Raw genomic sequence first — 10,768 nt, 5'->3', positions numbered from 1 at the left:
AAAAACAACGAGTTTCATCTTAAAAGATTTTTCAAGTGAATTCAATGATTTTTTCTTTAAGAATTCGTGTAAATGTGCTGCAAACAAAAAGAGGCTGATCATCAGCCTCCTGTTACGCTTTATTCTTTTTCTTGCAATACTGAGATTGGCAGCGCTTCCTCTTGCTGAGGGGAAGAGGTCCTGTATCCCCATGCGAAAACGCCATTTAAATAACTGATGGTAAACTCGTCCTCAGTGTTTTCCACACGATATGTTTCTCCCGGTGAGTAATCTTCCGGGTTCAGCAAATATGCTTTTGCCATCGTAATTTTCCGTTCGAGCACTGCCAGTTCGTTTATGATTCCATGCTGTTCGGCTTTTCTTGCTTTTTCAGAAAGTAATGCGATTTCGGTATTGAGTTCGTGAGGTGTCATTTGACTGTATCGTTTCTCCATTTCAGTACTCCTCTTCCTGCAGTAATTGCTCGATTAAATCGAGTGAGAATCCTTTGCGGAATAAAAATTGTTTGACCTTCATGGCGCTTTCATATGAGCCGTCATAGCGGTATTTTCTAAACGCTTTTTCCGCGTGAAGGCGCAGCGCTTCTTTCTCCGTGTCTTCATCATTTTCATATTCAATCTGATCCATCGCCGCGCTGATAACATCAAATGAGAAGCCCTTGCGCTGAAGCTGCAGCTGGGCGCGCTGTTTGAATTCTTTCGTCGAAAGAATTTTATCTTTTTTGAGAAGCTTTTCAACATGCTTGACCGCTTCTCTTGTCTGATCTTCAAAGGAAAAGGAACTTAGCGCCTCCTTAATTGTATCGTCATCAATTCCCTTCGCTCTTAGCTCTCTGAACAAAACATCAGGGCCTTTTCCGTTTGTTTTTTTGTGAGTGCTGACATAGGCTGCGGCAAATTCCTGGTCGTTTAAGTACTTGTAATCGTTAAGCCTATGGATGACTTCCGCAATGACGGGGGGCGAGGTTTCTTTTTTCTTTAAGTGGTCCTCGACCTCTTTCGTCGACCGCATTCGATAGGATAAAAAGTCAAGCGCACGGTTGAAGCCTTTCTTCACTTCATCGCCGTATTGAATCTCAATGATGTCAAGATCATCGAGTTCTTTTCCCTTCTTGAGCTCAAATTTCACGAGTACATCCGCGTCCACGCTGAAGGCGTATTTATCATCCAAAAAAATATTGAAGCGTTCCGTATTCTTTTTTTGCGTTGATATTTTTGTAATAAACGGCATCTTAATCTCCCTTCTCAGGCCTGAAACGCGTTTTCTTTTATTACAATGAGGTAAAGTATATTTATTAGAACGATGAGGAGAGATGTTCATGAATATCGCAATGACGGGCGGAACCGGTTTTCTCGGCCAGCATCTGACAGGCGTTCTTACCCGCCAGGGACACCATGTTTATATTTTATCAAGAAACGCAAGGGAAACTGAACAAAAAAATATGACATATGTCCAATGGCTGACGGAAGGAGCCGCCCCGGAGCAGGAACTTCCTCATATTGATGTCTGGATAAACCTTGCGGGAAAATCGATTTTTGGCCGCTGGACAGAAAAAACGAAGCAGCACATTCTCTCCAGCCGTATCAATGCGACGCGTGAAGTGCAGCGGCTTATTCAGAAACAGAAGGAGAAGCCGAAGACATTGATCCAAGCCAGTGCCGTGGGTATTTACGGGACAAGCCTTGAGAAAACTTTCACAGAGGATTCTGCAACGTCAGATGAGGATTTTCTCAGCCATACTGCACACCTGTGGGAAAAGGAAGGACAGAATATTGAAGCGATGGGCATCCGGACGGTTTATGCAAGATTTGGCGTGATGCTTGGAGAAAAAGGTGCTCTACCGCTTATGGTTCTCCCCTATAAGTTTCTGGCCGGCGGAACGATTGGAACGGGAAGGCAGTGGCTGTCATGGATTCATGTCGAGGATGCGGCCCAGATGATCCGATATGCGGTGGAAAACGCCGGCATCTCAGGCCCAATGAATGTCACCGCGCCCAATCCTGTGGACATGAAGCAATTCGGAAAAGCGATTGCACGGGTGAAGCACCGCCCGCATTGGCTCCCCGTCCCGGAATTCTTTTTATCAAAAGCATTGGGTGAAATGAGTCTTTTGATTGTGAAAGGACAGCGCGCTCTTCCTAAAAAAGCGATAACCTCTGGATTTCGTTTTACATATTCGGATCTTGAATTTGCACTCTCACAGCTGATAGCGGACCGAGAGACTGTATAAAAACAGCAGGAAGCGTCAACCTTAAGAATAACATGGTTGAAGGAGGTCCTTTTTATGGAAAAAAAGAGGGAGAAGCACCAGCAAGGCGCCAACCTGAAAAAAATGCAGGAAGTTCTTTATTCAGGCGAATTTAAAAAAGCGGAAAAAGCTGCTAAGCGGAAGTAGGAATACATAGCCCCTTAAAACCAAATACTATATTTGTTTGATATCACTTTTTAGGGGGAATTTGATATGGGCAGAAATCATATCCACAAAAACCGTGATAAAAACAAACAAAAGCTTCCACAAGTTCCCGATGCATTAAAAAGGGAAACTGACGGCGTTTACGAAGAATATTCAACCGAGCTTGCTGATGCAGATGATCGCGAAGCGCAAGAGCGTGCGAAAGCAGCCGACAACAGAGCGAAAAAGAAATCTCGTTAATGAAAAACCCCTTGTCTCCGTTTGAGACAAGGGGCTTTTTACATTTCAGTAAACCGTTCGCGGATCGGTGTGCGTTTTTTCACTTCCGGCGCCTCGTCAGGATAACCTGTTTGTATGATGGCGGCGAAACGCTCATTATCCTGCAAACCAAAGGCCTGATGGACTTCTTTGTCATAAAGGATTTTTCCGCTTTTCCAAACCATGCCGATTCCTTTTTCCCAAGCAAGAAGCTGAAGATTTTGAATTAACGAGCTTGTTGCCGCAAAATCGTCGTCCCGCGCTCTTTCGTTTTCATCTTCCTGAAACACGACGAGGAGAAATCCCGGAACGCGCCCAAGTGTGTTTTTGAAATTTTGAAGCTTTTCCTCTGTCATATCCGGCTTGGATTTCATAGAGAACGCTGCAAATGTATTGATGAGGTTCGCTTTACCTGTCTCACTGGAAACGTAAATAAATCTCCATGGCTCTGTCACTCTGTGATTTGGCGCATATTTTGCCGTTTCAAGCATGTCAAGAATGACTGCTGAAGGTACTGGCTCTTGTTTAAACTTTCGAATCGATCTTCTGCTGCGTATGATGTCCCGCAGTACTGAATGCTGATGTATTTGTTCGGTTTGAGGCATACCGTCTCACCTTCCTATGCAATTGAAAATGATTATCATTTCATAATGATAACGGAAAGTGCATCTTTTTGTAAACCATCATCCGTATTAGATTTTAAGAATACGGGTTTCTGAGTAAACGGCTGTTCCTGTCATGTTCACTTTCACATGACCGCCGGCTTCGTTCATTTCGATCTCCACTTTTCCGTCTTTTCCAATTTCCTGCCCTTGTTCAATGATAAATTTATGCTGCTCGGCATTGCCATAATGTTTCATATAAGCCCCCATCACGCCGGATGCTGTGCCGGTCACGGGGTCTTCAATCGTTCCCGAATACGGGGATGAAAAGTGGCGCCCGTGCAAGTCGCTGTCGGGATGGACGGTTTCAAAGGTAAACGGATGGACTGAAGCTTTTGGCAGATCAACTAACACTTCCGGAAATTGTTTGTTATCTGGCACCATTTTTTTGGAAGCCTCCAATGATTTAAGCGGAACGATGGCTGTCCATATGCCAGTGCTGCCAAACACAATCGGAAGGTCTTCATGAAAATCTTCTTCGGTGATACCCAGTGCGTCCGCAAGTTTTTTCCGATCGCCTGTAAATGGTTTGAATTGCGGAGAGGCCTGTTCAAGCGTGATATGAATACGGCCATCTTTTTCAGAAATCTTCACAGGCAGGATACCCGCTTTCGTTTGGATGCTGTACGTTTTACCGCTCTCCAGCATTCCTTTCTCACATAATGCGTAAAGAGACGCAACTGTCGCATGACCGCACAAATTCATTTCGTGTCCAGGGGTAAAGTAACGGAGTTCGAGATCGGCCGACTCGCTTTTTCGGATAAAGGAGGTTTCTGAATACCCGGCACGCTCAGCTATGATCTGCATCTCGTCTTCCGTATAAACGTCTCCCTGCAAAACGACGCCTGCGGGGTTTCCTTTGCCGGGACTGCTTGTAAATGCTTCATATTTTAATACCTCTGCTTCTTTCATTCATCTGCCGCCCTTTCTTTATCAATGTCTCTGTCAGTATAGCAAAAATAATTACGAATCTTCAGTCATTATCAAAAAAACCCATTTTCTTTTTTAAGAAAATGGGTGTAACGATCAAGAATTTCTTGTTTTATAGAGCAAATAAATAAAATAAGGTGCGCCGATAGCCGCTGTAAAGACGCCGGCCGGCACTTCCACCGGAGCAAATAAGGTTCTGCCGACGATATCAGCTGTTAAAACGAGCAGAGCTCCAATAAGTGCCGACGTTGGGAGCAGCGCGCCATAAGATGAGCCGACAAGCCGTCTTGCAATATGGGGCGCCATCAGCCCGACAAAACCGATTGTGCCGGCAACTGAAACTGCACAACCCGTAAGAGCCGTACTCAAAAGGAGCAAGAAAAAACGATTTCGCTGCACAGCGCTTCCTGCACCCGCCGCAATATCTTCACCCAGCACCTGTATATTCATATTTTTTAGCGCGACAAAACAAATGAATAAGAGAATGACAGATAAGATAATAGCTATTTTTACATGCTGCCAGTTTGACCCATAAACTGACCCAGTGATATACACATTGGCTTGTGATGCCCGGTAAATCGGGCCTTTGATCATCAACAGGGTAGTCATCGCCTGCGCCGACATTGAAAATCCGATTCCGATAAGCACCAGCCGAAATGTGGAGGCGCCATTTTTGTATGCCAGTAAATAGACGATGAGCCCGACAGCCGATGCGCCGATAAATGCGGCTGCTGGAAGCCATGACAGACTGATCGTAAGTGAACTGCTGCGGTCTGAGAAGAACATCATTAAAAGCACGACCGCTACCGCCGCTCCTCCTGTTATTCCGATAATATCCGGAGATGCGAGAGGGTTTCTGACGAGCCCCTGCAATATCGCGCCTGCCGCTGCCAAGCAGACACCGGCGCATAAAGCCGTCAAAATTCTTGGCATGCGGAACGACATGATCATCAGTTCATCCAGCTTGGAACCTGCACCAAAGAATGTTTTTGCTACATCCCAGGGAGGAATAAACCTTTGTCCGAGACCTGCGCTTATGATGAGTACAGCAGCTGTTAACCCCAGTAAAATTAAAAAGACGATCCATGCTTTCTTTTCAGCCGCAGTAACGCCAAAACGAAGTTTCATAGCTTCGCCCCCCTTCTTGCGATGTACACAAACACAGGCATTCCGATGATGGCGGTCATGACCCCGACAGGAACTTCCTGAGGCATAATGATATATCGTGCACCGATATCCGCGCAAACAAGCAAAATGGCACCCAAAACAGCGGAAAATGGCAGAACCCAGCGATAATCATTACCAACGACAAAGCGGGCAAAATGCGGAATAATGATGCCGATAAAAGAAATCGGCCCGGCAATGGCGACAGCGGACCCTGCAAGCATGACAACACAAAGCGACATCACAAATTTCAGCAGGCCCGTTTTTTGGCCGAGTCCTTTTGCCACATCTTCTCCCATGACGAGGAGATTAATTTTTTGGCCGAGAAAGAAGCAGATCACAAGCGCTGCCGCAGCATACGGGAGCATCGTCAACAGCAGATCCAGACTCCTGCCCTGCACAGAGCCGGTCAGCCAAAAAAGCACTTGGGCAAGCTCGAGTTCGTTGACAGAAAGCAAGCCCTGTGTCAGAGAAGAAAACATGGATGCCATGGCAGCTCCCGCCAGCGTCAGTTTGATTGGCGTCAGCCCTTCTCTTCCAAGCGAGCCTGCTGCATAGACGATCGCAGCGGTAAATGCTGCCCCCAGAAACGAGCTCCATACTAATGCCTGAGGTGACTGAATATGCAGAAAAAACGATCCGGCAACAATAAAAAAACCTGCACCGGCGTTAATCCCGAAAATCCCCGGTGACGCAAGCGGATTTTTTGTGAGCGCCTGCATGAGAGCGCCCGCGGCTGCAAGCGAGGCGCCGACGACTGTCGCAACCAAAGCGCGCGGAAGCCTGACATCCTTGATGATGACATGCTCATTTGTTCCATTGAAGGAAGTAAACGCCTGATAGACCTGTCTCCATGACGTACCTGTATAGCCATACACGACGCTTGCGCAGACAGCCGCCAGTAAAATGAAAATCAGACATACTAACACAATCCATTTTGAAGATGCCTTTTTGCAGATCATGATCTAATTCTCCTAGTTATTTACTATGTAATGTTTGTTTTTGAGAATAATCCTCAATTAGGGATTGACACTCTTAACACTGCTTATTATGATCTAAATGATAATGAATTTCAATATTGGGAGGAAAAAGATGAAAAAGCATATCAGCATGCTATTCGTATTTTTAATGGCCGTTATGGTACTTTCTGCCTGTAATAGTTCAGAAAGTTCAAGCAACAGCGAGGTGTCAAGCAGCAAAACAAGAACGGTCAAACATGCAATGGGGACATCAGACAACATCCCCGCCAATCCAAAACGGATTGTTGTTTTAACTAATGAAGGAACAGAGGCGCTCTTAGCGCTTGGCATTAAGCCGGTCGGAGCCGTAAAGTCATGGAAGGGCGACCCGTGGTATGACTATCTGAAAGATGACATGAAAGGTGTTAAAAACGTCGGTCTTGAAACGGAACCGAATGTGGAAGCCATCGCAGAATTAAAGCCTGATTTGATTATTGGAAACAAAGTGCGCCAGGAAAAAATTTATGATCAGTTAAATGCGATTGCGCCGACTGTTTTTGCTGAATCTTTGGCCGGGAACTGGAAGGATAACCTGACTCTATACGCCAACGCGGTGAATAAGGCGGACAAAGGCAAGGAAGTCATTGCCGATTTTGATAAACGCGTTTCTGATTTAAAAAACAAGCTGGGCGACCAGACAAACAAAACAGTTTCAGTCGTACGCTTTTTATCCGGTGAATCAAGAATCTATTATACCGATTCATTCTCAGGAATTATTTTAGACCAGCTTGGCTTCAAACGCCCTGAAAAACAAGTAGAACTGTTCAAGAAACAAAAGGACCAATTTACGTTCTCAACTGACAGTAAAGAATCTATTCCTGATATGGATGCTGATGTGCTGTTTTATTTCACTTATAAAGCCGATAATGCAAAGGAAAATGAAAAATGGGCCAATCAGTGGACAAGCAGTTCACTATGGAAAAACCTAAAGGCCGTGAAATCAGGTAATGCGCATGAAGTCGATGACGTCGTGTGGACAACTGCAGGCGGAATTAAAGCCGCAAACTATCTGCTTGATGATATTGAAACCTACTTCTTAAAAACGAAATAAAAAAAGACTCCGTCTTATTAGACGGAGTCTTTTTTGCTTTTGCCAATCAGACGTGTAACGAGGAACATGGTGACAGAAAGAGATCTGTTTTTCCGATACGCTAAGTATTTCCCTCGCCACTCCGGTTTGTATTTTTCTTTAAAGGCTCTTAGGCCGCTGAAGCTGTACATGTATCTGACATTATTAAAAATGACAGCGGCAAACCTTTCGGACCAGAAGGATGTAAAGGCAGTGCCAACATTGGCCAAGGGTGCCATTCCCATATTAAAAGACGTGAAGCCCTCTTCCTTTGCCCATAAAAACATGCGGATGAACAATGCGTCCATAATGCCATTTGGAGCGTCGCCGCGATAGCGCATCAGATCAACCGATATCTCTCCTTCCTGGTACATCGGCATGACATTTGCGAATGCAACGATCTCTCCTTCTGCATTTTTCATATAGGCGATCGGCGCTTTCTGTAAATAGGAAGGATCAAAAAATCCGAGCGAGAATCCCTTCTCTTTTTTCGAGCCGAGCCATTCGTCTGAGATTTGCTTCAGCTCCTCCAAAAACGCATCAGAAAATGGGGGATGATCCACATGGAAAGTATACTCCTCCCGCTCAAAGCGGTTATTGATTGCCCGAAGGCCGGCTTTTTTCTTCCCAGTCAAGGTAAATGTATTTAAATCTACATATGCTTCCTCGCCCAATTTAAAGAAGTTGTAGCCAAAATCGTGATACAGCGCCATGTCCTCTCGTTCAATTTGATAGAACAAAACACTGAATCCCTTCTGATGCGCTTCGTTCAGAAATTCTTCCAGCACGAGCGGGAATGATTCTCTTTGGCCAGACGGATCGCCGAGCACGACCAGCCTTCTGGCGATTTTCCCAAACAGAAGCAGTGCATTCCCATCGCTGGAAAAATAAAACCGCTTATCTCCAAGAAAACCGAGATGGCTTAGCGCGTTGCCGCCTTTTTCATTAAGAAACGCAGCAAGACGCTCAGGGTCAGCTTGCTCTCCGATCGGTTTCGTTCTCTTATGATAGACCACTGTAAATATCAAGAAGAACAGCGGCACAATGATGATCGCCATGATGGTTGCATGTGTAATATGCGAGGTGCTGTGGACGAAATATTCGTGACGCAGCACCTTCTTCATCCGGTCCCAAATAAAGCCCGCGATCAGATTGTAGTTAAAGAGCGCCACAGTAAACAGCGCCACAGCGAATATCAATTGTCCCAGTGTATAGGATGCCTGTTCGCGGACAAATTGTTTTTTCAATAGCACAAGCAATACGATAATCATCGGCAGTACGAATATCGCGCTGATGTTAAGCCCTTTTAAAAAGCTGAACACAAAGCCGCCGACAAGCGCTGTAATGGCCATCGTATAGGAACGTTTTGTCCGTTTATAAAGCTCGATAGGCAAAATCAGCAGAATGAGCGCTGAGCTTAAGGACAGGCCGTTGAACAGCAAAAGCGCCGGGCGCGGAATGTGCGGTATAACCGTCAGCCTGTCAATCGGCAAGGAAACTGAGGCCAAGACAATCAGACCTGCTACGAACACAATAAGGGAAAGCGAGCCTTGCAAAATTCTCACTAATACCGCACGCTGAACAACAAGCAGAACGTTTGTCGTCTCAATTGCCGGTGCGATGCGCGGGTTCGTTTCGAGCCGCTTCATTGTATTTTCCGTCAGGTCGCCGGCAGCAAAGAACAGTCCCAAGATAAATGGGATAAATGAGTAGGCGAGCCTGTACAACACAATAGAAGTAACGATGGCCTCTTGATGATAGCCAAGCTGCTCCATCCCCAGCAAAAATAAAAGGTCAAACGAGCCGAAGCCGCCCGGCACGAGGCTGATCATTCCTCCGATCGCCGCAATGACGAACACCCCGAACACATACCTGATATCTGCATGAATGCCCATAGCGAACAAAGCAAAATAGATGACGGTCCCGGCCATGAGCCATTCAACAACTGAAGCTCCAATATATGCGAAAATCGGATTTTTCACTTTATCCGCATTCTCTTCGTCCCCAGCTTTGCGGTCTTTTATTTTGGACACCGCCAAAGACAGCGGCAATATCAGCGCAAAACCGATAACGACCGCCCATAGCCAAGGCTTTTCATGAATCACTTCATCCACTGGCAGCACTCTCGCAGCGACGAAAATGCTGAAAACAGATAATCCGAGCAGCATAGATGATGTGAGCCAGGCGATTCCTTTCACGAGTGCCTTATGGTCTTTCGTATGCTCCTTATAGAACATCATTCTTAACCCGACTCCGGCTAAACCGCCGAATCCCAACACATTATTAAATGAATTGGCGATCCAGGAAACCCTGAATACTTTTCCGTTTGTGATCGATAGGCGCAGTGAGTATTTCAGGACGTAATCATACAGCGACATGGCCGCAACAGCCAGCAAGCCGATCAACACAAGCATGAATAAGTCCGTTCGTTCCAGTCCGTTGATGACCATGAGCGTACGTTTGAATGACAGATTTGTCAGTTCTTTTTTCGATTGATAAATAACAAATAGCAAAACAGCAATAGGAAAAACGATTTTTAATATTGATAAAGCATTCTTTTTAATCAGCAATGGTCTCTCCAATCATATTCTAGTTCGATCCTCTCCCCCAATAATCTCCAACTCATTATACACTACCGTTATTTTTCGGACAAAGTCCCGCATGTGGTTTCTGCTCACTTTCTTTCAGGAGTGTAAATCGAGTAATATGGTAAGAGGAGTGAATGATGAGGAAGTGATGAAATGGAATATAATTTACACGATACAACAGTATTAAACGAAAACATTCTTTCATCGGAGGAACGGGAAATATGGGTGCTCTATATGAAAGTCTTAACGTCCGCCGGCCTCGGTGATGTGTCCGAGTGGATGAAGCTGGATATGAGCATGCCGCAAATGAAAGTGCTGATGCTATTAAACAACCATGGAACATTGAAAGTGAGCGACATTGCTGAAAAAATGGGGGCTTCCCTGTCCAATACAACTGGGCTGCTTGACCGCCTTGAGAAATCAGGGTTTGTCAAACGCTCACATTCTGAAGAGGACCGCCGCTCTGTAGTTGTTCAGTTGACAGAAAATGCGAAAAAGATTTTCCGGGGTTTGTATGAAAAAGGCCACCTGAAATTAAAGCGTTCATTAGAGCTGCTGTCCCCTGAAGAAAAGCAGGCGGTTTCCGAAGGGCTGTCTATCCTTTCAAGAGCATTAGAGAAAGCGAAAAAAGAATAAATCTGTAAGTCTGTCATCCGCAAACTGCG

At 45.4% G+C, this 10,768-nt stretch carries 12 protein-coding genes; 5 read left to right on the top strand and 7 right to left on the bottom strand.

The features are described 5' to 3' along the window. Positions 1–119 precede the first annotated feature (119 nt). Together RAC86_RS28760 and recX are read right to left on the bottom strand one after the other, a co-directional pair. On the bottom strand, positions 120–434 hold the full coding sequence (locus tag RAC86_RS28760) for a YfhH family protein (RefSeq protein ID WP_003244592.1): 315 nt from the start codon (positions 432–434) through the stop codon (positions 120–122). A 1-nt stretch (position 435) separates the two neighbouring features. Then, positions 436–1,230, bottom strand: a complete 795-nt coding sequence (gene recX / locus RAC86_RS28755) for a recombination regulator RecX (protein WP_377886301.1) — start codon at positions 1,228–1,230, stop codon at positions 436–438. Positions 1,231–1,318: 88 nt separating this feature from the next. Here recX and RAC86_RS28750 point away from each other — a divergent pair, with 88 nt between their 5' ends. The 3 genes from RAC86_RS28750 (at position 1,319) to RAC86_RS28740 (ending at position 2,653) form a co-directional block, all read left to right on the top strand. Beyond that, positions 1,319–2,230, top strand: a complete 912-nt coding sequence (locus RAC86_RS28750) for a TIGR01777 family oxidoreductase (protein ID WP_377886300.1) — start codon at positions 1,319–1,321, stop codon at positions 2,228–2,230. Positions 2,231–2,284: 54 nt separating this feature from the next. After that, positions 2,285–2,395: a YfhE family protein gene (locus RAC86_RS28745; RefSeq protein ID WP_003223230.1), complete on the top strand. Its 111-nt coding sequence runs from the start codon at positions 2,285–2,287 to the stop codon at positions 2,393–2,395. 66 nt (positions 2,396–2,461) lie between these two features. Further along, complete coding sequence (locus RAC86_RS28740; protein WP_003233561.1) at positions 2,462–2,653, top strand: YfhD family protein; 192 nt, start codon at positions 2,462–2,464, stop codon at positions 2,651–2,653. Positions 2,654–2,691: 38 nt separating this feature from the next. On the opposite strand, the gene RAC86_RS28735 is transcribed toward RAC86_RS28740, so the two are convergent. The 4 genes from RAC86_RS28735 to RAC86_RS28720 all read right to left on the bottom strand — a co-directional run bounded on the left by RAC86_RS28735 (position 2,692) and on the right by RAC86_RS28720 (position 6,389). Continuing rightward, complete coding sequence (locus tag RAC86_RS28735) at positions 2,692–3,276, bottom strand: nitroreductase family protein (protein WP_377886299.1); 585 nt, start codon at positions 3,274–3,276, stop codon at positions 2,692–2,694. 87 nt (positions 3,277–3,363) lie between these two features. Next, positions 3,364–4,245: a PhzF family phenazine biosynthesis isomerase gene (locus RAC86_RS28730; protein WP_377886298.1), complete on the bottom strand. Its 882-nt coding sequence runs from the start codon at positions 4,243–4,245 to the stop codon at positions 3,364–3,366. A 114-nt stretch (positions 4,246–4,359) separates the two neighbouring features. Beyond that, positions 4,360–5,391, bottom strand: coding sequence for a FecCD family ABC transporter permease (locus RAC86_RS28725; protein ID WP_101501786.1), 1,032 nt, complete (start codon positions 5,389–5,391; stop codon positions 4,360–4,362). Next, on the bottom strand, positions 5,388–6,389 hold the full coding sequence (locus RAC86_RS28720) for a FecCD family ABC transporter permease (protein ID WP_377886297.1): 1,002 nt from the start codon (positions 6,387–6,389) through the stop codon (positions 5,388–5,390). The genes RAC86_RS28725 and RAC86_RS28720 overlap by 4 nt, the downstream gene beginning before the upstream one ends. 130 nt (positions 6,390–6,519) lie before the next feature. Here RAC86_RS28720 and RAC86_RS28715 point away from each other — a divergent pair, with 130 nt between their 5' ends. Then, complete coding sequence (locus RAC86_RS28715) at positions 6,520–7,497, top strand: ABC transporter substrate-binding protein (RefSeq protein WP_377886295.1); 978 nt, start codon at positions 6,520–6,522, stop codon at positions 7,495–7,497. Between the two features lie 17 nt (positions 7,498–7,514). Here the strand turns inward: RAC86_RS28715 and mprF are convergent, their stop codons facing one another. Then, positions 7,515–10,085 (bottom strand): bifunctional lysylphosphatidylglycerol flippase/synthetase MprF, encoded by a 2,571-nt coding sequence (gene mprF / locus RAC86_RS28710; protein WP_377886294.1) that lies wholly within the window; start codon positions 10,083–10,085, stop codon positions 7,515–7,517. Between the two features lie 171 nt (positions 10,086–10,256). Here mprF and RAC86_RS28705 point away from each other — a divergent pair, with 171 nt between their 5' ends. Beyond that, the gene (locus RAC86_RS28705) at positions 10,257–10,739 is read left to right on the top strand and encodes a MarR family transcriptional regulator (RefSeq protein ID WP_003233577.1); all 483 of its coding nucleotides are present in this window, start codon (positions 10,257–10,259) and stop codon (positions 10,737–10,739) included. Positions 10,740–10,768 lie beyond the last annotated feature (29 nt).

Source organism: Bacillus sp. LR_5, from assembly GCF_042709275.1.
The sequence above is the reverse complement of the archived record's forward strand: the minus strand, read 5'-3'. Positions and strand labels throughout refer to the sequence as shown.

Excerpts from the sequence above, each read along its gene's own strand:
- RAC86_RS28735 (WP_377886299.1), bottom strand. The coding sequence starts at position 3,276 with ATGCCTCAAACCGAACAAATACATCAGCATTCAGTACTGCGGGACATC.
- RAC86_RS28745 (WP_003223230.1), top strand. The coding sequence starts at position 2,285 with ATGGAAAAAAAGAGGGAGAAGCACCAGCAAGGCGCCAACCTGAAAAAA.
- RAC86_RS28715 (WP_377886295.1), top strand. The coding sequence starts at position 6,520 with ATGAAAAAGCATATCAGCATGCTATTCGTATTTTTAATGGCCGTTATG.
- RAC86_RS28725 (WP_101501786.1), bottom strand. The coding sequence starts at position 5,391 with ATGAAACTTCGTTTTGGCGTTACTGCGGCTGAAAAGAAAGCATGGATC.
- RAC86_RS28740 (WP_003233561.1), top strand. The coding sequence starts at position 2,462 with ATGGGCAGAAATCATATCCACAAAAACCGTGATAAAAACAAACAAAAG.
- RAC86_RS28705 (WP_003233577.1), top strand. The coding sequence starts at position 10,257 with ATGGAATATAATTTACACGATACAACAGTATTAAACGAAAACATTCTT.
- RAC86_RS28760 (WP_003244592.1), bottom strand. The coding sequence starts at position 434 with ATGGAGAAACGATACAGTCAAATGACACCTCACGAACTCAATACCGAA.
- recX (WP_377886301.1), bottom strand. The coding sequence starts at position 1,230 with ATGCCGTTTATTACAAAAATATCAACGCAAAAAAAGAATACGGAACGC.
- RAC86_RS28720 (WP_377886297.1), bottom strand. The coding sequence starts at position 6,389 with ATGATCTGCAAAAAGGCATCTTCAAAATGGATTGTGTTAGTATGTCTG.
- RAC86_RS28730 (WP_377886298.1), bottom strand. The coding sequence starts at position 4,245 with ATGAAAGAAGCAGAGGTATTAAAATATGAAGCATTTACAAGCAGTCCC.
- RAC86_RS28750 (WP_377886300.1), top strand. The coding sequence starts at position 1,319 with ATGAATATCGCAATGACGGGCGGAACCGGTTTTCTCGGCCAGCATCTG.